This is a genomic window from Roseburia inulinivorans DSM 16841, assembly GCF_000174195.1.
GTDB lineage: Bacteria > Bacillota > Clostridia > Lachnospirales > Lachnospiraceae > Roseburia > Roseburia inulinivorans.
On the sequence record NZ_ACFY01000170.1, the window covers coordinates 115,831 to 142,312 of the forward strand.

The window sequence follows — 26,482 nt, forward strand, 5'->3', positions numbered from 1 at the left end:
TAAGTTATGAAATGGCAGGAGGAAATCATGATTGAAAGGAAAGCTAAGGTGACTGTAAATGAATGGATTACACATGGAAATGATGCCTTTTTGCTGACAGGAGCAAGACAGATCGGAAAAACGTATCTAATAAGGCAATGTCTGAAAGAAAGCGGATATCCATATATAGAATTTAATTTTATAGAGCAGCCTGAACTTGTCAATTTGTTTGCCGGGGCAAAAGATGCAAAAGAGTTATTGATGCGTTTGAGTGTAGTGGCGAAGGAGCCATTGGAGCAGGGAAAGACAATTATTTTTTTAGATGAAATTCAGGAATTTAAAGATATCGTTACAAGAATAAAATTTCTGGTAGAGGATGGAACATTTCGATATATTATGAGTGGTTCATTGCTGGGAGTAGAATTAAATGATTTAAGATCAGCTCCGGTTGGATACCTTGAAATCTATGATATGTATCCGTTGGATTTTAAAGAGTTTGTCAGGGCAGCAGGACTGAAAAATGATGTAATTCTCATGTTGGAAGATCATTTTAAAAAGAGAAACCCGGTGGATGATTTTATTCATTCCAAAATGCTGGATCTGTTTTATTTATATCTGATTGTTGGCGGAATGCCAGAAGCGGTTGCTGTTTATCTGGAAACAAATGATCTGGCAAAAGTCGCCAAAGTGCATGAAAAAATTATACGATTATATAAAACAGATTTTTCAAAATATGAAAAAAATTATAAACTGAAATTGCAGGAAATATACGATGCAATGCCAGGACAGTTAGATCAGAAAAATAAGCGTTTTCAATTAAATGCAATTGAAAAAGGCATGAGTTATGACCGGTTAAAGAATGATTTTCTTTGGTTAAAAGATGCAGGAGTGGCAATTCCTGTATACAATATCAGTGAACCCAAATTGCCTCTGATCATTAGTGAAAACCGAAATCTGTTTAAACTGTTTTTTTCAGATGTTGGACTGCTTACAAGCTGTTATTCCAATCAGGTTAAACTTGCTATTTTAAATAAGGAAAAAGCAATCAATAATGGAGCTCTCTTTGAAAATGTTGTTGCGCAGGAATTATTAGCAAAGAGGCATAAGGAATATTATTTTAACAGCAAACAGCAGGGAGAGCTTGATTTTGTAATTGAACTGGATGGAAAAGTGGTACCTTTGGAAATTAAATCCGGTAAGGACTATAAAAGGCACTCTGCATTAAACAATGTTCTGAAAAATGAAAATTACAAGATAGAAGAAGCTTATATTCTTTCGGAAGGGAATATTGAAATTGAGGGAAAAAGAGTTTATATGCCAATTTATATGATTATGTTTCTGGAGAATACAGAGCTTACGAATACGATCTATAAAATTGATTTAGATGGATTAGGAGAGTAGCAGTGTTTCATTGCTACTCTTTTTGAGGTAAAAATCACCGTTTCGGCTGATACCGCATATCCGACACATTATACACCGTGATAAAAGCGAGAGGATCTTCATGGCTCATATAATTCATCAATTTTTGATATTCGGATTTATCTACAATTGTAATAATCTCATTCCGCTTCTGCATATTGTAGGCACCGATGGATTCGTAAATGGTCGCACCGCTGTGGAGATCATTTAAAATAAACTGGCGGAGCTCCTCCTCTTTTTCTGTGATAATGCAGACACGGCGCTTGATGTTATGATTGAAAATAAAATGATCCAGAATGATTCCGTTAAAATAAGTTCCCAAAATACTGAGAACGACAGTCTTTTTATCATAGACAAGCGCGGCTGACAGCGCAACGCACATTCCGGAAAGTGACATCGCTTTTCCAAGTTCCATATGCAGGTATTTGTTCATGATTTTTGCGACAATGTCTAATCCGCCGGAGGAGGCATTTCGGTTGAATAAAATGCTGAGACCGATGCTCACGACTAAAATATAACAGAGCACATCTAACTCCTGGCTGCCGGTCATTGAGGTATTTTCAGGAAAAATAAATTCAAAAAGTCCAAGAAACAGCGGAAGCATAATACTCGTATAAACTGTTTTGATTCCAAATTCTTTTCCGCAGGTGAAAAATCCGATGATTAAGAGCAGTACATTTAAAATCATTGTGATCGCAGACAGCGGTATCGGAATAAAGTTTGAAAGAACGATTCCAAGACCGGAAATACTGCTGACGGATGCATGGCTTGGCACCAGAAAAAAGAAAACAGCGGCGGCAATGACCGCAACAGCGACCGTTAAAATAAGCGTTTCTTTGATCAATTCAGAGTAGTTTATCTTCTTAGACATTTTCAATATTCTCCTCAGATATTTTATAAAATTAAGGTATCCTTTATTGCGCGTTGATGCATAAAACATCCAGCTTTGTATTCTAACATACTGCGTATGAAAGTACAATAAATCAGTGCAAAATGATAAGTTTACATAATTCCGACTATAAAAAGCAAAGTAAACTTTACTTTTTGCACAAAATATACTTGACGTTATATGCAAAGTAAACTATACTAAAAATGCAAAGCAAGCTATGCAAAATAATTTGAAATAATTAAGGCGCAGAAGATGTGAATGCGGGATAGTAAGAAAAAAGTGATAGGAAAAGAGGAAAGCCGTTGAAAAACAGAATTAAGGAACTTCGAAAAGCGAATAAGCTTTCGCAAGGAGAACTTGCGGACATTGTGGGAACGACCAGACAGACGATCACATCTATAGAAGTAGGGAAATATACGGCGTCGCTGGGATTAGCGTACAAGATAGCACATTATTTTAATTTGACAATCGAGGAAGTATTTGATTTTAGTGATCTGGAAAGTGAGGAGTAAGGTTATGGAAAAGAAAATGGAAAAAATGAGAAATGAAATTGTGGGACAAAACAAATTTTATGGAGCGATTGCAGCGCTTGGAATTGCGATGATCGGAATGATGTCCTCCGGCATGATTGACAATGCATATAGTCTGAATGAACATTCTGGAGATTTTATGCATGGTTTTGTTCTGGGCATTGTTCTGGTCATGGAGTTTTATGCAGTATTCGGTATTGGTAAGAATTTAAAAGCATTGAAAGACGAGAAGAAACTGGCACGTTTATACAATGAACTTCATGATGAGAGAAGTGAGCAGATCGAGGCAATTTCCAGCAAGACAGGTATGCAGATCGCAATGATCCTGACGCTTGCAGCAGCAATTATCGTCAGTCCATACAGCTTTGAAGCTTTTCTTGCAATGCTTGTAGCCATTGTGATTGCCGGCATTACAAGAAAATGCTGTAAGATGTATTATTTTCGCAATTACACTGGAAAAGAAGAATAGAAATCATATGATAAGCGGCAAAGATTATCCAAAATATCCCAATTTTATACAATGACATTTTACAAGCAGGGCGATAGTATGAGCGTAAGAAGCGAATACATTCGCCCTGCTTTTCAGTATCACAGAGCATGCACAAAAAGGGGAATATTTTTCCTATCAGGAGATATTTGCAATGCTGGTGCCGCTTATTTTTGACCAGTTTTTTATCAGTGTGATCGCATTGCTTACAACAGCGATGATCAGTTCATCCAGCCAGGAATCGGTGTCGGCTGTCAGTCTGGTATCGCCGCTTTACATGATGATCTATGCAATCTACAGTGCGATTTCTTCCGCGGGAACAGTGATTATCGCACAGTATAAAGGGCACGGAGACGAGGAAAAGATGAAGAAAGCAGCCGGACAGATCGTGAGATATTAAAATCGGTGATCAACACAAGCCTTCCATTTGCGATGGAGCAGCTTTGCTTTAACGGTGGTGGAATTATCGTGTCGATGTTTATTGTAAAACTTGGAACGGAGAGTGTAGCGGCGAATGCAGTTTCGAATTCTACTTTGATGGTGTTTTACTCCATGGGACTCGCGGTGTCCAATTTGTCGGTTACAATTATAGGACAGTGCATTGGAGCAAAAGATAAAAAGATGGCACGTTACTATGGCAAGAAAATGGTATGGCTTGGAGAGGTGTCCATTTTAGTGTCACTGGCAGCATTGCTGCCGTTTTTACGGATCATACTAAAATTATATCAGGCACCGGAAAATACGTTAGGTCAGATTTATATACTGCTCGCAATTGCGTTTGTACCGATGGCGATGCTCTGGTCAACGTCGAATGTGCTTCCGAATGTACTTCGGGCTGCAGGAGATGTGAATTTTACATCGTATGTGTCATTGATCACAATGTGGCTGATCCGCAGTGTGATTTTTATAATGCGTTTTCATTCCGACCGGTGGTTAAATCAAAAAACAGCTGTATGATCAGCTGTTTTTTTGATTTCGTTTTTAATTTCGCAACTCATAAATCAGGGCATTATTTCAGTAAAAGCACATTCTAAAGAAGTGGAGATTTTAAACAAAAAATAACAAATTTGTTATTGAAAAAATAGATTTATGATTCATATAATTAGGAGGAGAAGAATTGTTCAAAATTATTTTTATGAAAATAAGGATGGAAAAATAGCATGGCAAAAACATGGGAAAATGTTCGTGGGGAATTAAAGATTGATGACAAAGATGAAGCGATTGTTCAGATTTAAGATCAAACCATTATCAGGAAGAAAAAAAATCTTTGTTAGTCGAATCCCATATGTTAAAATATCCTCATAGGAGATAGCCGCATATGCAGATAGAAGAGAAACAGATTGTGATAAATGGACAGAACATAATACTGCGCAGTCCGGGGAGGCAGGACGCAAAATCTTTTTCAGAGGTGCGTGACATCACTTACCGTGAGACTTACTTTCTGGCGAGATACCCGGAGGAGACAGATTTTACAGCGGAAGCAGCAGAGGCGATGATATCAGACATAGCAGAGCGCAGGGAAGAATTTTTGATCGGAGCGTTTCGGAAAAAGCAGATGATTGGCTGTGTCATGGTTTTAAAAGAGGGAAATCACATCAAATTCCGGCATAAGGCGGTAATCGGAATTTTTATCCTCCAAAAATACTGCGGAATGGGACTTGGAAGGCAGCTGATGGAATATGCGATCGAAAACGCCAGAAAAACAGAACTTGAGCAGTTGAAACTGGGTGTTTTTGATGACAATGTGGCAGCAATCCGTCTGTATGAAAAATTAGGTTTTCGCGAGTGGGGAAGAGAACCTCATGCATTTAAACTGAAAGACGGAAGCTACCGGGATGAAATACAGATGGTCTTATTTTTATCATAGAAAAGGACGAGCGATGAAACTATATTTTGTACGTCATGGTGAAACAGAGTGGAATGTAAAAAAGAAGATTCAGGGAAAAACCGATATTCCACTGAATGAAAATGGAATCCGGCAGGCGAAGGAACTGGCGTGCCAGCTGGTGGAAGAAGATATTTCGGTAAAACATGTCTATCATTCACCGCAGCTTCGGGCGGCAGAGACGGCACGTATCGCTGCGGAAGCGCTGCATGCGACCTGTATTCCGCTGGATGGACTGGTGGAGATGAACCTCGGAAGCTGGGAAGGTTCCAACTGGCGTGTGATCGAGCGGGAAAACAGTCCGGAATATCAGGAGTGGAGAAAAGACCGCCGCTATGTGCGCACACCGGGAGGCGGTGAATGTTACAATGATGTGGTAAAACGCACGCTGGATGCTATGGAATATATTATGAAACGGGAAAACGGAGATGTGCTGATCGTGACGCACAGCGCGATCATTATGGCACTGCGGTGTTACATTGCAGGGCTTCCATTTGATGAGATGGTTCGGAAATTTAAGACAAGAAATGCGGAAGTAGTCATGATCGAAAGCTTTAAGATTATAGATGCGATCGCGCGGTTTAAAAAAGAAAATAAATAAATCACAACAAAAACGCAGAAACTGTTGTACAGAGAGAAGCAAAAACGCAGGTCTCTCTGTACAGCAGTTTTTTTATGTAACATATCTGTCAAACGCCGCTCTTGTAACTTCTGCACAATTTTAAATAAGCATTTTTGTGAATGATTTTGATGGAAAATGATTGACTGTGACGGAATGTGAATTTATAATTCAGATATAAAGATGAACGGACTTGAAGGATGTTGACTGAAATTGGAGGAAATATAAATGCTGACAGAGGAAAGATTTGCGAAGATATTATCCATACTGGAAAGTATGGGGAGTGTGACAGTCCAGCAGTTGATGACAGAACTTGATGCTTCGGAATCTACGATACGAAGAGATCTGAATGCACTGGATGCAAACGGTCAGTTGACGAAGGTTCACGGTGGGGCGATCTTAAAAACGGTAGCGTACAGCACAAAGGATGACAACGTTATCAGCCGGAAAGAAAAGAATCGTGACGCAAAGAACAAAATTGCAAAATATGCCGCAGAACAGATCGCGTCAGGTGATTTTGTTTATCTGGATGCCGGAACGACAACAGAGCTGATGATCGAGTACATCACAAGCCGTCAGGCGGTGTTTGTGACAAATGCGATCAGTCATGCGAAGCGTCTGGCAGAGAGAGGATTTACCGTGTATCTCTTAGGTGGCGAGTTCAAGGCAGTCACAGAGGCGATTGTAGGAGAAGAGGCAGTCACGACACTGGAGAAATACAATTTCACCAAAGGATTCTGGGGTACAAATGGTGTCAGCCTTCAGAAAGGCTATTCCACACCGGAGTTAAAAGAGGCGATGGTGAAGAAGAAATCCATGGAAAACTGCAAGGAACGTTTCGTTCTGGCAGACGAGAGCAAGTTCAATCAGATCTCCAGCGTGACGTTTGCACCATTTGAAGGCGCAACGGTCATCACGACAGGACTGAGCCTTCCAGCTTATAAAAAATGTAAAAATGTCATAGATGTAAAGCAGTAAACAGAAAGGAGTCGAAAAAATGATCTATACCGTAACTTTTAACCCATCGCTGGATTACATCGTTTCTGTAGATAATTTTACCTGCGGAATCGTAAATCGTACAACGGATGAGATTATTTTTCCGGGAGGAAAAGGAATCAACGTTTCCATGGTTTTAAAGAATCTTGGCTTTGAGAATACAGCACTTGGCTTTTTGGCCGGATTCACAGGAAACAGAATACAGGATCTGTTAGAGGAAAAAGGAGTCCGCGCCGACTTTATCAGCGTGGAAAAGGGAATTTCCAGAATTAATGTAAAGCTTCGTTCCAATGAAGAGACGGAGATCAACGGACAGGGACCGGCGATCGCGGAGGCAGATATTAAAAAGCTTTATGAAAAGCTCGATACACTGTCAGACGGTGATATCCTCGTGCTTGCAGGAAGCATTCCGGATGTTATGCCAGGTTCGATGTATATGGATATTATGAGACATTTACAGAACAAGGACTTGAAAATTGTGGTAGACGCAACGAAAGATCTTCTGGTGAATGTGTTACAGTATCATCCATTTCTGATCAAGCCAAACAATCATGAGCTTGGCGAAATTTTCGGAGTGAAGATTGAAAGTAAGGCAGATGTCATCACCTATGCAAAGAAAATGCAGGAAAAGGGAGCAAGAAACGTTCTGGTATCCATGGCGGGTGACGGAGCTGTGTTAGTCGCAGAAGATGGAAGCATTTTCCAGTCCGAAGCGCCAAAAGGAAAGGTTGTCAATTCCGTGGGAGCAGGAGATTCCATGGTGGCAGGATTTATCGCAGGATACCTTGAGAACGGAAGCTACGAGAAAGCGTTCCAGATGGGTGTCTGCACCGGAAGTGCCTCTGCATTTTCCGAGGAACTGGCTACAAAAGCAGAAGTAATTGCTTTACTTGATAGCAATAAGAAATTGTTTATTGGGGAACAATAGAAAGGGAGGGTTTTTCAAATGAAAATCAGAGATTTACTCGCAGCAGAAAGTATTGAACTGAATGGAAAAGTAACAGGCAAAAAAGAAGCTCTTGATGCCATGGTCGATTTAATGGCAAAGAGCGGCAAGATCAATAATGTAGAGGTTTACCGTAAAGGTGTCTACGCAAGAGAAGAGGAGAGTACCACAGGAATCGGCGAAGGAATTGCGATTCCGCATTGCAAATCGGATTCGGTATCAAGACCGGGACTTGCAGCTATGGTTGTACCGGAAGGGGTTGACTTTGATTCCTTAGACGGTGAGAAAGTAAACCTGATCTTTTTGATCGCTGCACCGAACACAAAAGAGAACGTACATCTCGATGTACTGAGCAAATTATCAGTGTTACTGATGGATGAGGATTTCACAGCAAACCTGCGCAATGCCAAGACGGTCGATGAATTTTTGCACGTGATCGACGCAGCAGAAGCAGAAAAAGACGCTGAGGAAGAGAAAAAAGAAGAGGAAAAGAAAGCAGAAGCACCAGTTTCCAATGGAAAACTGATCCTCGCAGTTACCGGCTGCCCAACCGGTATCGCACATACTTATATGGCGGCAGAAGCACTTGAGAAAAAGGCAAAAGAGCTTGGATACCGGATCAAAGTTGAGACGAGAGGTTCCGGCGGTGCCAAGAATGTGCTCACAAAAGCAGAGATCGCAGAGGCAGAGTGCATTATTGTTGCAGCAGACACACAGGTTCCAATGGATCGTTTCGCAGGAAAACCGGTGATCCAGTGTAAAGTGGCAGACGGAATCAGCAAAGCAGAGGAACTTCTCACAAAAGCGGCAAATGGCCATGCATCTATTTACGAGGCAGGCGGAAAAGCAGCAGATGACGAAGAAGAGGGAAAAGACAGTCTCGGACATCAGATCTACAAACATCTGATGAACGGTGTATCCCATATGCTTCCATTCGTTGTCGGCGGTGGTATCCTGATTGCAATTGCATTCCTGATCGATGGTTTTTCTGTAGATTTGAATTCACTTCCATTAGACCAGAGATCAAACTTCGGTACGATCACTCCGATGGCAGCGATGTTTAAGTCTATCGGTGGCGTGGCATTCGGCTTCATGCTCCCAATCCTTGCCGGATTTATTGCGATGAGTATTGCAGACAGACCGGGACTTGCCGTTGGTTTTGTCGGCGGTGCAATTGCAGCAAACGGAACAAGTGGATTCCTCGGCGCATTGGTAGCCGGATTCCTTGCAGGATATGTTGTAGTATTATTAAAGAAGATCTGCAGCAAACTTCCTGACAGTTTAGAGGGAACAAAACCGGTATTGATCTATCCGTTATTTGGTATCTTTATTGTAGGTGTTTTGATGACATATGTAGTGGAACCGCCAATCGGCGCATTAAATACATTAATCAACAACGGATTGAACGGATTAAACGGCGCAAGTGCAATATTACTTGGTGCATTACTCGGCGGTATGATGTCTGTTGATATGGGAGGCCCGGTCAACAAGGCAGCTTATGTATTCGGTACAGCTTCCATTGCAGCCGGAAACTATAACATCATGGCAGCCGTTATGGTCGGCGGTATGGTTCCGCCAATCGCGATTGCGCTTGCAACCTTAATTTTCAAAAACAAATTTACAGCAGATGAGAGAAAAGCAGGTCCTACCAACTTCATCATGGGACTTTCCTTCATCACAGAGGGCGCAATCCCATTTGCAGCATCTGATCCACTCCATGTATTACCGGCGTGTGCGGTTGGTTCTGCAGCAGCAGGTGCCTTATCCATGGCATTTAACTGTACCTTAATGGCGCCTCATGGTGGAATCTTCGTATTCCTTACCGTAGGAAATCCATTATTATATCTGGTTGCACTGGCAGTCGGTTCCGCAGTCGGATGTGTGCTTCTCGGTGTATTAAAGAAAAAACAGCTTAAGAGGAGAGAAAAACAATGAAAGAATTTAAGTATGTAATCAAAGATGAACAGGGAATCCACGCAAGACCGGCAGGGTTATTTGTAAAGGAAGCAGCCGCATTTCCATGTAAAGTAATCATCGAAAAAGATGGAAAAGAGGCAGATGCAAAACGTATTTTTGCAGTGATGGGTCTTGCAGTCAAATGTGGGCAGGAGATCACCTTAAAGACAGATGGCGAAAACGAAGAAGAGGCGATGAATAAACTTTCCGCTTTCTTAGAAGAAAACTTATAAAAAATACGTGCCTGTGGACTGCTTTGCGGCAGTCCATATGTGCATTACAGCAGAAATATTTTTGGAGGTAAAACAATGGTTTTAGAAGGAAAAAGCGTATTTGGTGGAATTGCGATCGGACGTCTTTCTATTTACAATAAGAAGGAAAATCAAGTAAAACGCGAGAAAATCACAGATGTGGAAGCAGAAATCACTCGTTTTACAGATGCAAAGGAAACTGCAAAAGAGCAGTTAAAAGGCTTTTATAAGAAAGCGGTCAAGGAAGTTGGCGAAGTGAATGCCGCAATTTTTGAAGTGCATCAGATGATGCTAGATGATCTTGATTATGTGGAATCTATCACCAATATGATCCGCACACAGGAAGTAAATGCAGAATTTGCAGTGGCTTCGACCGGAGATAATTTTTCAAAGATGTTTGCAGCGATGGATGATGATTATATGAAAGAGCGTGCAGCAGATGTAAAAGATATTTCCAACCGTGTGATCTCTATTTTACAGAATGCGGAAAACGGTTCCGTGACAGGAGAGGAACCGGTGATTCTTCTTGCCGATGATCTTGCACCAAGTGAGACAGTCCAGCTCGATAAATCCAAAGTACTCTCCTTCGTGACCAGACATGGTTCTACCAACTCCCACACTGCGATTTTAGCGAGAACCATGAACATTCCGGCATTGATCGGCATTGATTTTTCCGAGGATGTCAATGGAAAGATGGGTATCGTGGACGGCTATACCGGAACGCTTTACATTGAACCGGATGAGGAGATTATGAAAAAATACGAGGCAAAAAAGCCGAGGATGAAAATAAGAAGCGTCTTTTACTGGAATTAAAGGGAAAAGAAAATGTTACTTTAGACGGCAAAAAAATTAATCTTTATGCCAATATCGGCGGTGTTGCGGATGTGGCAAATGCACTGAGCAACGATGCGGGCGGAATCGGATTGTTCCGAAGCGAGTTCCTTTATCTGGAATCGGAGGACTATCCGACCGAGGAAGCGCAGTTTGCCGCTTATAAGACGGTGGCAGAAAATATGGCAGGCAAAAAGGTTATTATCCGTACCTTAGATATTGGAGCCGATAAGCAGGTGGACTATTTCCATATGGAGAAAGAAGAAAATCCGGCAATGGGATACCGTGCAATCCGAATCTGCCTTGACCGACCGGAAATTTTCAAGACGCAGCTCCGTGCAATTTACCGTGCAAGCTATTACGGAACGATCTCCATTATGTTCCCAATGATCATTTCGGTGAAAGAGGTGAAACGTATCAAAGAGATCGTAGCGGAGGTGAAAGCAGAACTGACCGCAGAGGGAATCCCATTTAAGGACTGTGAACTGGGAATTATGATCGAGACACCGGCAGCAGTCATGATCTCGGATCTTCTGGCAGAGGAGGTTGATTTCTTTTCCATTGGCACAAATGACCTGACACAGTACACACTTGCGATTGACCGTCAGAATCCAAAGCTTGACAGCTTTTATGATTCCCATCATGAAGCAATCTTAAGAATGCTTCAGATGGTTGTAGATAACGGTCATAAGCATGGCTGCTGGGTTGGTATCTGTGGCGAGCTGGGTGCAGATACGACACTGACCTCCACTTTCCTTAAGATGGGATTTGATGAGTTATCTGTCTCTCCAGCCATGATTTTACGCGTAAGAGAGGAAATCCGGAACACAAAAGTGGAGGAGTAGCCCTGAATTATAAAAGACATTTTCCGGGTCTTGCCTCTGTGATGTTTTTGCCGTCATAGACAAGTTCCCCACCGATATAAACAGAGACAATGCCTTCGGCGATCTGTGTACCGTCCTTAAAATCGGCACAGTCGCGCAGTTTTGTCTCATCAAACAGAATAAAATCAGCATCAAAGCCATCCCTGATCAGACCTTTATTCGGAAGCTTCCATACGGAGGCGGTAAGACCGGTCTGTTTATGGATGGCTTCTTCTATTGTGATAAGATGTCTTTTCAGTGCAAAGTCGGCGATCGGCTTGATAAAGCTGCCGTAGGCTCTCGGATGTGCAGGCCCCCTTTTCTCAGAGCAGATCGTGTCAGATCCAATCATGGAGTATGGACTCTGGTAGATGGTGAGCATATCCTGTTCCGACAGGGAAAAGTAACTTGCCATGCAGGTGAAATTGTTTTCCAAAAGCAGGTCAAAATAGGTATCAAAAGCATCTTTGCCGAGGAAGTCGGCATATTCCTGAACCGTTTTTCCCACAGCGTCAGGTGTTTTTGGCGCGGAGGAGATCAGAAAATTTGTCGACTGTCTTTGGACCGAAGAAAGAAAAGATCAGAGCCATAGATGGGGTATCGTTTTATGTCTGCCGCGGTGAGATGGTTGGCATTGTCGGAGAATCCGGCTGTGGAAAAAGTGTGACAAGCCAGTCTATTATGCGGCTTTACGATGAAAAAGAAGAGGTTTCCTACTCCGGAACTGTCCGGTTTGAAGGGGAAAATCTGATGGAAATTCCCTATAAGGAAATGGATAAGATCAGAGGAAACCGCATTGCAATGATTTTTCAGGATGCATTAAGCTCCTTAAATCCTGTATACACGGTTGGAAATCAGGTGGTGGAGGCAATCTGCATCCATCAGAATGTGGAGAAAAAGGAAGCCTGGCAGAAAGCCGTGGAAATGCTCATGAAAGTCGGCATTTCAGAACCGGAGAAGCGTATGCGGCAGTATCCACATGAGCTGTCCGGCGGTATGCGTCAAAGGGTGATGATTGCGATAGCACTCTGCTGTAAACCGGATCTTCTGATCGCGGATGAGCCGACAACGGCATTGGATGTCACGGTGCAGGCTCAGATCATGGATCTCATCCAGCAGTTAAAAGAAGAGGAAAATATGGGTGTTATCCTCATTACACATGATATGGCGGTAGTGGCAGAAAACTGCGACAGGGTGATCGTAATGTATCTTGGACAGATGGTAGAGGAAGCGAGTGTCACGGATATTTTTGAACATCCGCTTCATCCGTATACGGTCGGACTGATCCAGTCTATTCCACAGATGACAACAGACTCCGAGCAGGAACTGTTCATGATAAAAGGAAGTCTTCCACTTCTGACACAGATCAAAAAGGGCTGCCGTTTTGCGTCAAGATGTCCGTATGCGACAGACAAATGCAGGGAAGAAGAACCGGAATTGCAGAAAACAGGTGAAAATCACAGTGTGAGATGTCATTTCCCAAGGTTTGGTGAATAAGGGAGTTATATATGGACGAGAGAAAAGCAGTAATCAAAGCGGAGCATATCAAAAAATATTTCCCTGTAAAGGGAGTGGTCGGAAAGAAAAAAGCGGTCGTAAAGGCAGTGGATGACGTGTCACTGACAGTCTATGAGGGCGAGACTGTGGGACTGGTAGGTGAGACAGGCTGCGGTAAAAGTACATTTGGAAGAACGATTTTAAAGTTGACGGAACCGACCGATGGAAAAATTTATCTGGACGGTGAAGATATTACCGGTTATTCGGAGCGCAAACTCAGAAAATACAGGCAGAAAATGCAGATCGTATTTCAGGACCCGTACAGTTCCCTTGATCCGAGGGAGACCATCGGGAAATCTTTAGAAGAAGTGCTGCAGATTCAGGGCAGGAAGCAGGGATGCCGGGAAAAGGTATTGGAGACGCTTGAACTTGTGGGATTGTCGTCAGAAGTTTACGACAGGTATCCGCACGAATTTTCGGGCGGACAGAGACAGCGTGTCGGAATTGCCAGAGCGTTGATCTTAAATCCGGTCTTTCTCGTCTGCGATGAACCGGTATCGGCGTTGGACGTATCGGTGCAGGCACAGATTGTCAACCTGTTGAAAAAAATACAGCGGGAGAGAAAGCTCGCGAGTATTTTTATTTCCCATGACATCAATGTTGTGCGCTATATCTCAGACCGCATTGTTGTTATGTATCTTGGACATATCGTGGAGGAAGCGCCGAAGGACGAATTGATCCATCATCCGAAGCATCCTTACACGAAAAGTCTTTTGGCATCTGTGCCAAACATGAATCCGAGGGAGCGGAAGCGCCATGTGGCGTTGGAGGGAGAAATCCCTTCCCCAATGGATCCACCATCCGGCTGTGTCTTTCATACAAGATGTCCGTATGCAACGGACAAGTGCCGGACGGAAGTACCGGAGTATAAGGAAAGCGGAGACGGACACTGGGTAAGATGTCACGAAGTGTGACAGAAATGAAAAACCTCTGTGTGGGTATGGAGCCTGCACAGAGGTTTTTTAGCGAAAGTAAAAGAACATTATATAAAGTGATGGTAGAATTTCAATCCATATTTCATAATTTAAACCAACCCGGACATACTGAATATAAAACAGTTATGAACGAGGTTTAAAAAGAATGAATCAGTATTTGTTGATAAAGCAGGGAAACATCCATAATGCCGTGGAAAAAGAAGCATTTACGGCTGATATTTTAATAGAAAATGGAAAGATAAAGAAAATTGCTCCGGTGTTAGAGGGCGCAGTTATCAATGATGCGGAAATAATTGATGCATCCGGCATTGACGTGTATCCGGGATTTGTGGACGCACATTGTCATCTGGGACTGGACGGATATGCGGTGGAGTATGCCGGAGATGATTTTAATGAAATCGGGGATGCCATCACGCCGGAACTCTCTGCACTCGATGCGGTCAATCCGCAGGACAAAGCATTTGAGCTGGCAAGAGCAGGCGGCGTAACCTGCGTGTCAACAGGACCAGGAAGCTCAAATGTAATCGGTGGAACATTTTGTGTCATTAAGACGTATGGGAAGCGTATTGATGATATGATTGTAAAAGAAAAATCGGCAATGAAAATTGCGTTTGGCGAAAATCCGAAAAACTGTTATAAAAGCAGGGGAATCTATTCGCGGATGACAATTGCTGCGAAACTCCGGGAAGTTTTGCGTCAGGCAGAGCTTTATGAAAAAAGACAGGAAGCGGCAGGATATCCGGATAATATGGACTATAGCAAAATGCCGGAATATAATGCGAAACTGGAAGCACTGCTCCCGGTCATAAGAAAAGAACTTCCACTGAAAGCCCACGTGCACCGTGCGGATGATATTTTCACGGCAATCCGTATTGCAAAGGAATTTGATCTGAATTTAAAGCTGGATCATGTGACAGATGGAAGTCTGATCGCGGACGAACTTGCGAAAGAAGAGTATTCGCTTGCGGTCGGACCTTCTTTTGGATATGCAACCAAATATGAATTGAAAAATAAGAGCTTTTCCACACCGGCAGATCTGGCGGATGCAGGGTGCTCCGTTTGTATTATCACGGATTCTCCTGTCAGTGAGGAGCAATATCTTCCGCTTTGCGCCGGAAAAGCAATCGCAAGCGGACTGGATGAATTTACTGCATTACAGGCTGTCACGATCAATGCGGCAAAGCATATCGAAGTCCAGGACCGGGTGGGAAGCATTGAGGAAGGAAAGGATGCGGACTTTGTACTGGTAAAGGGAAGTCCGTTTGCAGTAGATACGAAAATTTTGTATACAATCATTGATGGAAAGATTGTATACAAAAATAATTCGCTGTGATCCTCTGTCTTGAACCTTAAAAGGGCTGGCGTGTTCATGAATGCGCCAGCCCTTTTAAGGTTCAAGCCTGATTTGGAACAAAGTCCGATTGAAAGCAACAGATGCCTTTGTTATAATAAACCATAATAGTTTATTTTGGGATAATAATGATTCTACAGATATAGGATGGTAATAGCAATTTGCAGAGAGGAGGGCGATTGACATGAAGAAGTATACATTAATGCATAAGAATTTCCCAGTAGCAGATTTAGAATTGGATGAAGCTTCAGGAGCAATTTCAACTGTTGGTATAGTGTATGAGAAAGAACGTGTACCGGTAGGAATTCCAGTGAAAAAAAATATCATTGACAGAGCCGCGCTTAATGCATGGTGGAAAGGACGTGCGATTCCAGCCAGCCGTATGGGGATTGAGAATGCATTGACGAAATTACACATGTCCTCCACGCAGATGCTGTTGGAAAAGTGTCTGGGATTAAGTCTGTCAGATCAGTATTGGGTGTGCCCGAAGAATTCAGGCATAACGTGGGAACAGGTAAATTTTTTTGAGAATACATTTTCAGATGATGTGGGAAATATTTTGTTTGACCAGACAGCATCTGGTAATCCGGTAAGTTTAATGTCACCGGATAATACTTCAGATGGATGGCTGAAGAAGAAATGGAAAATAATAGATGATAAACGTTGCCTGATAAAAGGGGGAAGTGGTGCCACACAGCAGGAACCGTATAATGAAGTTCTCGCAAGCAGGATTATGGACAGGCTGGACATTCCACATGTAAAATATTCACTTCTTGTGGAGGATGATTACCCATATAGTGTATGTGAAGATTTTATCACACCGGAGACAGAACTTATTTCTGCATGGCATCTGATGCAGACGAGCAGAAAGCCCAATCATATTTCAATCTATCAGCATTATATCAATTGCTGCGAGGAAAACGGAGTGCCGGAGATTCGTAAGGCATTAGATCAGATGATCGTTCTGGACTATCTGCTTGTAAATGAGGACAGGCATTTGAATAATTTCGGGGTAGTCCGTAAGGCAGAGTCATTAAAATATATGTGTGCAGCCCCAATTTTTGACAGTGGAACGTCCATGTGGTTTGATAAGCCGACAGCCATGATAGGAGATATAACGAAATTGGTGTGCAAACCGTTTAAAAATACACACGAAGAGCAGATAAAGCTTGTGAGTTCTTTTGAATGGCTTGCTATGGAAAAGTTAAGTGGTATCGAGGAAGAATTCCGGGAAATAGTGAGGGGATCGCTCTTTGTTGATGAAAAAAGATGTGATGCGCTTTGCGCGGCATTGAAAAACAGAGTAAAAATGTTAGAAAAAGTGATTCATGCAAACCAAACAGTATATACAATAGATGACTATAAGAACGATGTGAAGGAAAATATAGCATACAGTGGTTCTGGTGGATATAAGAAAGGGGAGATGTAGTAAAGCATCTCCTCTTTTGCAGTTTATGTAAAAAAAACAACCATTTATGCCATTTTTCATTTTATAAATAAAATCCATGCTACCATTATGCTAACAAAAAATAATAGCAGCATGGGTTTTATTTTTTATTGTTGCGATCCAGATAACATACATTTTGGTATCAATAACACAACAAATAAAATCCGTGAGCACCAAAAGAACAGGAGAACGAAAAATGAGCTTAAAATATGGGGAAATCATAAAACAGATGTCTCTGGAAGAAAAAGCACTGATGATGTCCGGTAAAAATACATGGGAGACTGTAGATTTTGAGAAGTACGGAATCCCATCCATGGCAATGTCCGACGGACCTCATGGGTTAAGACGTCAGGCCGGTGCAGGAGACCACCTTGGATTAAATGCCAGCCTTCCGGCAACCTGTTTCCCGACCGCAGCTACGATCGCAAACAGCTGGGATGAAAAATTAGGGGAGGAGATCGGTACTGCACTTGCAGAGGAAGCGGTGACCATGGATGTCAATGTCATCTTAGGACCGGGACTCAACATTAAGAGAAGCCCGCTCTGTGGACGTAACTTTGAGTATTTTTCCGAAGATCCGTATCATGCAGGAAAAATGGCAGCCGCTTATGTAAAAGGTATCCAGAGCAAGGGAATCTCAGCATGTCCAAAGCATTTTGCGGCAAACAGCCAGGAACTCCGTCGTATGGCAAGCGACTCTGTTGTTGATGAGCGTACATTCCGGGAAATCTATACCACCGGATTTGAAATCGCAGTCAAAGAGGGAAAATCCAAATCCATCATGTCTTCTTATAATGAAGTAAACGGTGTCTATGCAAATGAGAATCGTCACATGTTACAGGAAATCTTAGTCGATGAGTGGGGATTTGACGGCTATGTCGTATCCGACTGGGGCGGAAGCAACGACCATGCACTTGGCGTTATGAACGGAAGCCACCTTGAGATGCCGGGGACCGGAAAATCAGGCATGCGTGATATTGTCCGTGCGGTAAAAGACGGCACATTACCGGAAGAAGTATTAGATCAGCGTCTGGATGAACTGTTAAATGTTGTTTTTGCAACCCATCAGGCAACAGTTGATGGAAAAGGCAAAAAATTTGATGTTGAAGGACACCATGCATTAGCAAGAAAAGCAGCCGAAGAAAGTGTTGTTTTACTGAAAAACAGTAACAACATCCTGCCATTAAAACCGGGAACAAAAGTAGCAGTGATCGGTGATTTTGCAAAGACTCCACGTTATCAGGGTGCAGGTTCTTCTCTTGTAAATCCGACCAGACAGCCGGAATCCATCTTAGATGTGATTGGGGACAGTGGACTTGTAATGACCGCTTATGAACAGGGATATATCCGCAACCGCAAACCGAATGCAGCACTTGCAAAATCAGCAGTGGAAGCAGCAAAGAATGCAGACGTTGTTCTTGTTTTTGCAGGATTGGATGAGATCAGCGAGTCCGAGGGACTTGACCGTACCCATATGCATATGCCGCAGGCACAGAATGAACTGATCGATGCGATCACAGCCGTGAATACCAATGTGGTTGTTGTTCTCTCAGCAGGATCTTCTATTGAGATGCCGTGGTTTGACTATGTAAAAGGTATCGTTCACGGATATTTAGGTGGTCAGGCAGGCGCATCTGCAATGATGAATGTCCTCACCGGAAAGGTATGCCCATCCGGAAAATTAAATGAGACTTATCCACTTCACTATGAAGATACTCCTGCATTCCACTACTATCCAAGCAAGGAGCGCAGCAGCGAGTACCGCGAGGCTCTCTATGTGGGATATCGTTATTATACAACGGTCGGCAAAAAAGTCCGTTTCCCATTTGGTTATGGATTGAGTTATACAACTTTTGCATACAGCAATTTCTCCGTTGACAAAGACGGTGTGACCTTCACGATCAAAAACACCGGAGATGTGGAAGGAACAGAAATTGCGCAGCTTTATGTCGGAAAACAGTCCGAGACAATTTTCCGTCCGGTCCGTGAGTTAAAAGGTTTTGCGAGAGTGACATTAGCTCCGGGAGAGGAAAAGTCCGTACATATCGCATTTGAGGACAAGACCTTCCGTTTCTATGACACAAGAACCAATACATGGGAAGTAGAATCCGGTAATTATCAGATCATGGTAGGAACGGATGCAGTTACAATGGTATTAGAAGGCAGCTTGGAAATTGCCGGAACTGTGGCAGACGGTGGTTACAGCAAAGAGATTTTACCGGAATATTTCAGCGGTAAGATTGAGAACGTGGATGACATCGAGTACAGAGAACTTTACGGAAGAGAAATCCCGGATGGAAGCTGGAGCGGTGAGATCCAGATGAACGATGCAGTATGCCAGCTTTATTACGGAAAAGGTATCTTTGGCAAACTGTTCTACGGAGTATTGAAATTACTTCTTAAGATCAGCGAGTGGCAGGGAAAACCGAACCTGAATGTTCTGTTCAACTACAACATGCCAATCCGTGGATATGCAAAAATGACGGGTGGATTTGTCACAATGGAGATGGCGAGAGCCTTAACGGAGATGGCGAACGGACACCGTATCAAAGGAACGGCACATCTGATCAAAGCGGCAGTGAAGAGAGATTAATGTAGAGGAACAAAAAATAAATTTTACACAAAACACACGTAAGGTGGCTATGGATTTTACATAGCTGCCTTATTTTTTTATGTATGGAAACAAATAAGATAAAAGTAAAATTGGAAGCGCCGATGGTGCAGGCGCGGTATCAGTATGCAATTGATGTGATGTTAACAAGACTTCGCATGATTGATGCAGATCTGACCAAGAAAAATGAACGCCCATTAATCAGAAATTTGTGTAGCAGAATTAAAACTGCCGAGAGCATTGTGAAAAAGCTGGAAAGAAAGGAACGTGAAGTCACTTTCGAAACAGCAGTCAATACTTTAAATGATATTGCCGGAGTCCGTGTGGTGTGTTATTTTGCGGACGATATTTATCAGATTGCGGACGCAGTGCGCAGACAGAAAGACTTTACCATTGTCAAAGAAAAAAATTATATCAGGAAGCCGAAAAAAAGCGGCTATCAAAGCCTTCATCTGATCGTGGAAGTGCCGGTAACTTATCTGGATAAGACAACCGCAGTGAGAGTTGAGATACAGATCCGTTCAGTCGCCATGGACTACTGGGCAGAATTAGATTCCCAGATGTGTTACAAAAAGGACGCCGGGCAGTTAGAAGCGGTAGAGAAGGCAACAAAGCAGTACGCAGACGTCATTGCGGGTGTGGATAAGAAGATGCTGGAACTTCGTAAGAAGATACAGAAAATGTGAAAGTATCCGGTAATCCCAAACGGCAGACATACATAAAATGAAACGATATTAGCAAAGCAGATCAGAAAAGAGGAGTAAAAATGGATCAGGAAAAGACAAAGGTATGGGCACACCGGGGAGCCAGCGGCTATGCCCCGGAAAATACATTAGATGCATTCCAAAAAGCAGTTGAGATGGGAGCAGATGGAATCGAACTGGACGTGCAGATGACAAAAGACGGTGAGCTCGTTGTCATCCATGATGAGACGATCGATCGTGTGAGCAATGGAAAAGGCTGGGTAAAAGATTATACCTATGAAGAACTGAAAAAATTTAATTTTAACAAAACGCATCTGGAATATACAAAGGAAGAGATCCCAACACTTGAGCAGGTTTATCGGTTGATAAAACCGACAAATCTCACCATTAATGTGGAGATCAAAACAGGAATTGTTTTCTATCCGGGGATTGAAGAGCGGGTACTGGAGCTTACAGAGCGTCTTGGAATGAAGGAGCGTGTCATTTATTCTTCGTTTAATCATTATACGATCCGGAAAATCAAAGAGTTAGACCCGCAGGCTAAGACGGGCATGCTCTATGAAGATGGAATCATTGATGCAGTGGATTATGCATGTGATGTTGTAAAGGCAGACGCACTTCACCCGGCCGGATATAACGTTTTTTATCCGGGATTTTTAGAGCGTTGTAGAGAGCGGAAAAGACTGCTTCATGTATGGACAATCAATGAAGAAAAACATATGAGAATGCTGTGTGAGGCAGGCGTGGATGCGCTGATCACAAACTACCCGGATATAGCAAAGAAAATCAGGGACGAATACCGTTTTGGAGAACTGCAGCCTGAACTGGTTCAAAGAATCCTTCAGAGTTGAGACAGTGAGAGATACCTATGATAGAAAAAAGAGCAGAGAACATCATGATACCAGAAGAAGCGAATTATCAGCGAACCATGAAACGTGATGTGGAACCATATCTGAGAAGCTATGAAAAAGACGGTTACATAGAAAGCTATGACAGCACAGCAATTTATTACCGCACATACCGGATTCCGCAGGCAAAAGCTGCTATTGTCATCAGCCACGGATTCTGTGAATTTGCAGAGAAATATAAGGAAGTCATCTATTATTTCCTGAAAAACGGATATTCCGTTTACGTCCCGGAACACAGGGGACACGGATATTCTGACCGGATTGTTGTGGATGGCGAAAAAGTTCATATCGAGGATTATGAGCAATATGTGCAGGATCTGCATTGCTTTGTGAAAAATGTGGTAGAACTCACAGAAAAACGAAAAATCTTATTCTGTCATTCCATGGGTGGAGCCATTGGAGTGCGGTATCTCGAAGAGTTCCCACTGACTTTTGACGCAGCAATCCTGTCAGCACCGATGCTTGGGATGAACACTGGAAAGTATCCGAAGTGGCTTGCGAAAGTTACCGCAGATTTTTTCTGCGCGATCGGAAAGGGAACGAAATATGCTGCCGGACAGAGTGGTTTTTCAGAAAAACCATCCTTTGAAACAAGCAGCTGCGTTTCCAGAGAACGATACATGTATATCTACAATATGCGCCTGCGGAATATCAATTACCAGACTTACGGTGGAACCTATGCCTGGGTAAAAGCAGGATTTAAAGTAATCCGCAAGCTGCGGAAAAGAAAAAACATTAACAGTATAAAAATTCCGCTTATAATCTTTGAAGCGGAAAAAGACGACATGGTTGACAATTGTGGCATTGAAAAATTTGCTAAAAAAGCCAAGACCGCACAGCTGGTAAGAATGAAGGATTCCAAACATGAAATCTTTAACGCAGGCGAGGCGGTGCGTGACAGTTACTATAGACAAATATTTTTATTTTTAAATCATGTGTATACGGCACAGGAAAGAATGAATGAGGAAAACGAATATGAAAAAAAAACTGACGAAACTCGAAAAATACTGGGTACTGTATGATGTGGGAAACTCTGCATTTACGCTGTTAGTGTCCACGATCATTCCGATTTATTTTAAAAACATGGCACAGAATATGGGCGTTTCCGCATCGGATTCTACTGCATATCTCAGCTATGCGATCTCAATCTCTACGATCATTGTTGCAATTTTAGGACCGATCCTCGGCGCAGTCGCAGACAACAAAAACCATAAAAAGCCGTTATTTACATTTTTCATGATGATCGGTGTTCTAGGATGTGCAGCGTTGTCCATTCCGAAGACGTGGCTGATGTTTTTGATTATTTTTGTGATCGCAAAAGTAGGATTTTCCGGCAGCCTGATTTTTTATGATTCCATGATGGTAGATGTAACCACCGACGAACGCATGGATGGGGTATCGTCCCATGGGTATGCGTGGGGCTATATCGGAAGCTGCGTACCATTTGTCATTAGTTTATTGCTGGTGTTAGGCGGTGATAAAGTTGGCATCAGCACACCGGCAGCCATGACAGCCGCATTTTTCTTAAATGCAGCATGGTGGGGACTTGTGACAATCCCACTCTTAAAAAATTACGAACAGAAATATTATGTGGAAAATCAAGGCTCCATGGTAAAGGAGTCTTTTGCCAGACTTGGAAGAAGCGTGGCGGAATTGAAAGATAACAAAAAAGTTGCCCTCTTTCTGCTCGCATTTTTCTTCTATATAGATGGTGTATACACGATTATCGAGATGGCAACTTCTTACGGAAAAGACGTTGGGATCAGTGACGCTAATCTGCTGCTGGCATTGCTTCTGACGCAGGTTGTGGCATTCCCATGTGCGATTCTTTTCGGAAAAATGACACAGAAATTTGAGACAGGAAAACTAATTTCTGTCTGCATCATTGCATATTTTGCAGTCGCAGTTTACGCCCTGCAGTTAGACGCAGCATGGAAGTTCTGGATGATGGCAACTTTTGTAGGGGTATTTCAGGGTGCAATCCAGGCGCTGTCCCGTTCCTACTATGCAAAGATTATCCCAAAGGAAAAATCGTCTGAGTATTTCGGAATCTTTGATATATTCGGAAAGGGTGCATCTTTTATGGGAACTATGTTAATGGGAATCAGCACACAGATTTTTGATACTTCCAAAGCAGGAGTGGTAGTGATCGCAGCCATGTTTGTGGTCGGATTCGTTTTCTTTCAGGTGCAGCGCAGGACAGAGGAGGATCAAAATGGTTTACCATCATTTTACAGACGTTTTACAAAGGGAGATATTTAGATTTTACACGTTGACTTTAAAGTAGTCATTGTCAATGAGACAGAGACAAAAAAACAAAGATGGGAAACGCAAGATCCCATAAAGATTTGGAGGAAAATCAAAATGAAAAAGAAAGTAATCAGTTTATTCGTAACAGGAATGTTAGCAGTCAGCATGATCGCAGGATGTGGTTCTGATAATACAGCAGACACCAGTACATCCGCAGATACCACAGCAGATGCTTCTACAGATGCAGCAGCAGACACAACAGCAGAGGAAGCACCGGCAGCTACAACAGACTTTGATGCAAGTGAATATGTCAATGTATTATCCCGCGAGGATGGATCCGGTACAAGAGGTGCATTCATCGAATTATTTGGAATCGAAGAAAAAGACGCAGACGGAAATAAAGTGGACAACACAACAGAGGAAGCGATCATCACAAACAGCACATCCGTAATGCTTACATCTGTAGCAAGTGATGAGTATGCGATCGGTTATGTTTCCCTTGGTTCTTTAGATGACACTGTAAAAGCAGTCAGCATTGACGGAGCAGAAGCAACAGTAGAGAATATCAAAAATGGTACATACACGATTGCAAGACCATTTAACATTGCAACAAAAGGTGAAGTAAGCGACATCGCACAGGATTTCATCAACTACATTATGAGTGCAGAAGGTCAGGCAGTCATCACAGAGAACGGATATATCGGTTCTGATGATGCGGCAGCATTCGAATCCAACGGAGCAACAGGTAAAGTGACAGTCAGCGGTTCTTCTTCTGTAACACCAGTTATGGAAAAATTAAAAGAAGCTTACACAGCCGTAAACTCCGGTGCAGAGATCGAGATTCAGGAGAGTGACTCCACAACAGGTATGACAGACGCAGCAGCAGGTACAAGTGACATCGGTATGGCTTCCCGTGAATTAAAAGATTCTGAGACAGAGCAGGGACTTACCGCAACAACAATCGCTATGGATGGTATCGCAGTGGTCGTAAATCTTGACAACCCGACAGCAAACCTTACATCCGATCAGGTAAAAGGTGTCTATGTTGGAGATGTTACAAGCTGGGATGAACTTGCAGAGTAAGTAATCAATGAAAATATCTGGTATGAAAAAAACATCAGAGATAAGAAATTAAAAAATTACTGACAGAAGGGTCGGATGGAAAACTCCTCCGGCCTTTTTTCGGAAATCAGGATATTTACAATTTGTAAAGCATTACATAATGATATGAAGCCTGCACTGTCAGGCATTCCTCAGATTTTGGAGAACATAAATATATGAATATCAATAAATTAAAAGAAATTGTAATGAAATATGTATTTCTGTTTACCGCCATTATTTCCATTGTAGCAGTTGTACTGATCTGCGTGTTCCTGTTCGCAAATGGGGTTCCGGCAATGAAAGAGATTGGATTTGCCAACTTCCTCGGAGGAACAAAATGGAAACCCGGCAACGGCTTATATGGTATCTTCCCGATGATCCTGGGAAGTATCTATGTAACAGGCGGAGCCTTGATCATCGGAGTACCAATCGGAATTCTGATGTCTATCTTCATGGCACGTTTCTGTCCGGACAGATTACACAAGGTATTAAAACCGATCGTTGATCTGCTGGCTGGAATCCCTTCTATTGTTTATGGATTCTTCGGACTGGTTGTTATGGTTCCGTTTGTCAGGGAGCATTTCAAAGGCAATGGACAGAGCATTTTAACAGCAGCACTGTTACTTGGAATCATGATCTTACCTACAATTATCAGCGTGTCCGAGTCATCCATCCGAGCAGTGGAGGAGAGCTATTATGAGGGAGCGCTCGCACTGGGAGCCACACATGAGAGAAGTGTCTTTACGGTTGTTGTTCCGGCAGCAAAATCAGGTGTGTTTGCAGCAGTTGTGCTCGGCGTAGGACGTGCGCTCGGTGAGACAATGGCAGTCATGATGGTAGTCGGCAATCAGGCGAGAGTGCCGGACAGTATTTTCAAAGGTGTGCGTACACTCACAACGAATATCGTACTCGAGATGGGATATGCCACGGATCTTCACAGGGAAGCATTAATTGCTACAGGCGTAGTTTTGTTTGTGTTTATTCTTATTATTAATATATCGTTTTCTATTTTGAAACGTAGAGGAAAGGAGTAGAGGCAGTATGGAAAAAAATATCACTCCGATCAATCAACTGTCGTGGAAAGACAGATTGAAATCTTATAAAAAACATCCGGGATCTTTTATTTTACTGCTTCTGGTGGGAGCCTCTGCAGTGATCACCGTGACAGTGCTTGTTTATCTGGTGGGCTATATTTTGATCCACGGAGTTCCATATTTAAGACCAAGCCTGTTTTCACTGACTTACAATTCCGATAACGTGTCAATGATGCCGGCGATCATCAACACCATCACAATGGTATTGCTCGCACTGCTTTTTTCTGTTCCGTTTGGAATCGGAGCAGCAATTTATCTTGTCGAATATGCAAAAAAAGGAAATAAACTCGTTGAGCTGGTGCGTATTACAGCAGAGACATTGACCGGTATCCCATCCATTATCTATGGACTGTTCGGTATGTTGTTTTTCGTGACAGCGTTGCATTGGGGATATTCCATGTTAGCTGGCGCGGCAACACTTGCGATCATGGTTCTCCCGGTCATTATGAGAACGACGGAGGAAGCGCTTTTGTGTGTGCCGGATATGTACCGTGAGGGAAGCTTCGGACTCGGCGCAGGAAAGCTCCGAACCATTTTTAAAATCGTACTTCCAACGGCGATTCCGGGTATTTTGTCCGGTATCATCCTTGCGATCGGACGTATCGTAGGAGAGACAGCGGCACTGATCTATACGGCAGGAACCGTTGCGGAGGCAGCAGGTGTCATGGATTCCGGACGAACCCTTGCAATTCATATGTATTCGCTGTCAAGAGAGGGACTTCACACAAATGAGGCATACGCAACAGCAGTCGTTCTTCTGATCGTGGTGCTTCTCATCAACGGATTATCGTCCCTGATCGCAAGGAAACTGGAAGCTGCAACAAAGTAAATCCGAAAAAACATTCAGATAAAAATCTGAATATGGATCATTAT

The 26,482-nt window shown here is 42.7% G+C and carries 25 protein-coding genes and 1 pseudogene; 24 read left to right on the top strand and 2 right to left on the bottom strand.

The annotated features are described in order from the left end of the window. Nucleotides 1–27 precede the first annotated feature (27 nt). Nucleotides 28–1,380, top strand: a complete 1,353-nt coding sequence (locus tag ROSEINA2194_RS19025; RefSeq protein WP_021922101.1) for an ATP-binding protein — start codon at nucleotides 28–30, stop codon at nucleotides 1,378–1,380. Between the two features lie 34 nt (nucleotides 1,381–1,414). On the opposite strand, the gene ROSEINA2194_RS19030 is transcribed toward ROSEINA2194_RS19025, so the two are convergent. Continuing rightward, nucleotides 1,415–2,269, bottom strand: a complete 855-nt coding sequence (locus tag ROSEINA2194_RS19030; RefSeq protein ID WP_044928935.1) for a YitT family protein — start codon at nucleotides 2,267–2,269, stop codon at nucleotides 1,415–1,417. A 320-nt stretch (nucleotides 2,270–2,589) separates the two neighbouring features. Here ROSEINA2194_RS19030 and ROSEINA2194_RS19035 point away from each other — a divergent pair, with 320 nt between their 5' ends. The 11 genes and pseudogenes from ROSEINA2194_RS19035 (at nucleotide 2,590) to ptsP (ending at nucleotide 11,633) form a co-directional block, all read left to right on the top strand. Continuing rightward, nucleotides 2,590–2,799, top strand: coding sequence for a helix-turn-helix transcriptional regulator (locus tag ROSEINA2194_RS19035; RefSeq protein ID WP_007890543.1), 210 nt, complete (start codon nucleotides 2,590–2,592; stop codon nucleotides 2,797–2,799). A gap of 4 nt (nucleotides 2,800–2,803) precedes the next feature. After that, the gene (locus ROSEINA2194_RS19040; RefSeq protein WP_007890544.1) at nucleotides 2,804–3,286 is read left to right on the top strand and encodes a hypothetical protein; all 483 of its coding nucleotides are present in this window, start codon (nucleotides 2,804–2,806) and stop codon (nucleotides 3,284–3,286) included. Between the two features lie 172 nt (nucleotides 3,287–3,458). Beyond that, nucleotides 3,459–3,704, top strand: coding sequence for an MATE family efflux transporter (locus ROSEINA2194_RS19045; protein ID WP_007890545.1), 246 nt, complete (start codon nucleotides 3,459–3,461; stop codon nucleotides 3,702–3,704). A gap of 5 nt (nucleotides 3,705–3,709) precedes the next feature. Next, on the top strand, nucleotides 3,710–4,261 hold the full coding sequence (locus ROSEINA2194_RS19050; RefSeq protein ID WP_044928939.1) for an MATE family efflux transporter: 552 nt from the start codon (nucleotides 3,710–3,712) through the stop codon (nucleotides 4,259–4,261). A gap of 361 nt (nucleotides 4,262–4,622) precedes the next feature. Further along, nucleotides 4,623–5,171 carry a GNAT family N-acetyltransferase gene (locus ROSEINA2194_RS19055; RefSeq protein WP_007890547.1) on the top strand — a complete coding sequence of 183 codons (549 nt, stop codon included), beginning with the start codon at nucleotides 4,623–4,625 and terminating at the stop codon, nucleotides 5,169–5,171. Next, nucleotides 5,140–5,790, top strand: coding sequence for a histidine phosphatase family protein (locus ROSEINA2194_RS19060; protein WP_007890548.1), 651 nt, complete (start codon nucleotides 5,140–5,142; stop codon nucleotides 5,788–5,790). The genes ROSEINA2194_RS19055 and ROSEINA2194_RS19060 overlap by 32 nt, the downstream gene beginning before the upstream one ends. Before the next feature lie 246 nt (nucleotides 5,791–6,036). Beyond that, on the top strand, nucleotides 6,037–6,786 hold the full coding sequence (locus ROSEINA2194_RS19065; RefSeq protein WP_007890549.1) for a DeoR/GlpR family DNA-binding transcription regulator: 750 nt from the start codon (nucleotides 6,037–6,039) through the stop codon (nucleotides 6,784–6,786). A gap of 19 nt (nucleotides 6,787–6,805) precedes the next feature. After that, a complete protein-coding gene (gene pfkB, locus ROSEINA2194_RS19070) occupies nucleotides 6,806–7,732 on the top strand; it encodes a 1-phosphofructokinase (RefSeq protein WP_007890550.1) in 927 nt (308 codons plus the stop codon). Nucleotides 7,733–7,750: 18 nt separating this feature from the next. Continuing rightward, nucleotides 7,751–9,685, top strand: coding sequence for a PTS fructose transporter subunit IIABC (locus tag ROSEINA2194_RS19075; RefSeq protein ID WP_007890551.1), 1,935 nt, complete (start codon nucleotides 7,751–7,753; stop codon nucleotides 9,683–9,685). Continuing rightward, nucleotides 9,682–9,939: an HPr family phosphocarrier protein gene (locus ROSEINA2194_RS19080; RefSeq protein ID WP_007890552.1), complete on the top strand. Its 258-nt coding sequence runs from the start codon at nucleotides 9,682–9,684 to the stop codon at nucleotides 9,937–9,939. Before ROSEINA2194_RS19075 ends, ROSEINA2194_RS19080 begins: the two co-directional genes overlap by 4 nt. Nucleotides 9,940–10,014: 75 nt before the next feature. Further along, a pseudogene (gene ptsP, locus ROSEINA2194_RS23725) lies at nucleotides 10,015–11,633 on the top strand (phosphoenolpyruvate--protein phosphotransferase). A 7-nt stretch (nucleotides 11,634–11,640) separates the two neighbouring features. On the opposite strand, the gene ROSEINA2194_RS19090 reads toward ptsP, so the two are convergent. Then, nucleotides 11,641–12,159: an amidohydrolase family protein gene (locus ROSEINA2194_RS19090; protein ID WP_007890555.1), complete on the bottom strand. Its 519-nt coding sequence runs from the start codon at nucleotides 12,157–12,159 to the stop codon at nucleotides 11,641–11,643. Between the two features lie 38 nt (nucleotides 12,160–12,197). On the opposite strand from ROSEINA2194_RS19090, the gene ROSEINA2194_RS19095 reads away from it, so the two are divergent. The 12 genes from ROSEINA2194_RS19095 to pstA all read left to right on the top strand — a co-directional run bounded on the left by ROSEINA2194_RS19095 (nucleotide 12,198) and on the right by pstA (nucleotide 26,438). Continuing rightward, the gene (locus tag ROSEINA2194_RS19095; protein ID WP_227970511.1) at nucleotides 12,198–13,148 is read left to right on the top strand and encodes an ABC transporter ATP-binding protein; all 951 of its coding nucleotides are present in this window, start codon (nucleotides 12,198–12,200) and stop codon (nucleotides 13,146–13,148) included. Nucleotides 13,149–13,159: 11 nt separating this feature from the next. Then, nucleotides 13,160–14,122, top strand: a complete 963-nt coding sequence (locus tag ROSEINA2194_RS19100; protein ID WP_007890557.1) for an ABC transporter ATP-binding protein — start codon at nucleotides 13,160–13,162, stop codon at nucleotides 14,120–14,122. 166 nt (nucleotides 14,123–14,288) lie between these two features. Further along, entirely contained in the window at nucleotides 14,289–15,476 is a 1,188-nt protein-coding gene (locus ROSEINA2194_RS19105; RefSeq protein ID WP_007890559.1) for an amidohydrolase, read from the top strand. A 202-nt stretch (nucleotides 15,477–15,678) separates the two neighbouring features. Further along, entirely contained in the window at nucleotides 15,679–16,923 is a 1,245-nt protein-coding gene (locus ROSEINA2194_RS19110; protein WP_007890560.1) for a HipA domain-containing protein, read from the top strand. 214 nt (nucleotides 16,924–17,137) lie between these two features. Then, nucleotides 17,138–19,534: a glycoside hydrolase family 3 C-terminal domain-containing protein gene (locus ROSEINA2194_RS19115; protein ID WP_007890561.1), complete on the top strand. Its 2,397-nt coding sequence runs from the start codon at nucleotides 17,138–17,140 to the stop codon at nucleotides 19,532–19,534. Nucleotides 19,535–19,656: 122 nt separating this feature from the next. Further along, nucleotides 19,657–20,238: a GTP pyrophosphokinase gene (locus ROSEINA2194_RS19120; protein WP_227970512.1), complete on the top strand. Its 582-nt coding sequence runs from the start codon at nucleotides 19,657–19,659 to the stop codon at nucleotides 20,236–20,238. Nucleotides 20,239–20,318: 80 nt separating this feature from the next. Next, on the top strand, nucleotides 20,319–21,107 hold the full coding sequence (locus tag ROSEINA2194_RS19125; protein ID WP_007890563.1) for a glycerophosphodiester phosphodiesterase: 789 nt from the start codon (nucleotides 20,319–20,321) through the stop codon (nucleotides 21,105–21,107). Nucleotides 21,108–21,124: 17 nt separating this feature from the next. Beyond that, nucleotides 21,125–22,186, top strand: coding sequence for an alpha/beta hydrolase (locus tag ROSEINA2194_RS19130; RefSeq protein ID WP_007890564.1), 1,062 nt, complete (start codon nucleotides 21,125–21,127; stop codon nucleotides 22,184–22,186). Next, on the top strand, nucleotides 22,140–23,426 hold the full coding sequence (locus ROSEINA2194_RS19135; protein ID WP_007890565.1) for an MFS transporter: 1,287 nt from the start codon (nucleotides 22,140–22,142) through the stop codon (nucleotides 23,424–23,426). The genes ROSEINA2194_RS19130 and ROSEINA2194_RS19135 overlap by 47 nt, the downstream gene beginning before the upstream one ends. 102 nt (nucleotides 23,427–23,528) lie before the next feature. Continuing rightward, entirely contained in the window at nucleotides 23,529–24,497 is a 969-nt protein-coding gene (locus tag ROSEINA2194_RS19140; protein WP_007890566.1) for a substrate-binding domain-containing protein, read from the top strand. A gap of 194 nt (nucleotides 24,498–24,691) precedes the next feature. Further along, nucleotides 24,692–25,549, top strand: a complete 858-nt coding sequence (gene pstC / locus ROSEINA2194_RS19145; protein ID WP_007890568.1) for a phosphate ABC transporter permease subunit PstC — start codon at nucleotides 24,692–24,694, stop codon at nucleotides 25,547–25,549. A gap of 7 nt (nucleotides 25,550–25,556) precedes the next feature. Beyond that, the gene (gene pstA / locus ROSEINA2194_RS19150) at nucleotides 25,557–26,438 is read left to right on the top strand and encodes a phosphate ABC transporter permease PstA (RefSeq protein WP_007890569.1); all 882 of its coding nucleotides are present in this window, start codon (nucleotides 25,557–25,559) and stop codon (nucleotides 26,436–26,438) included. Nucleotides 26,439–26,482 lie beyond the last annotated feature (44 nt).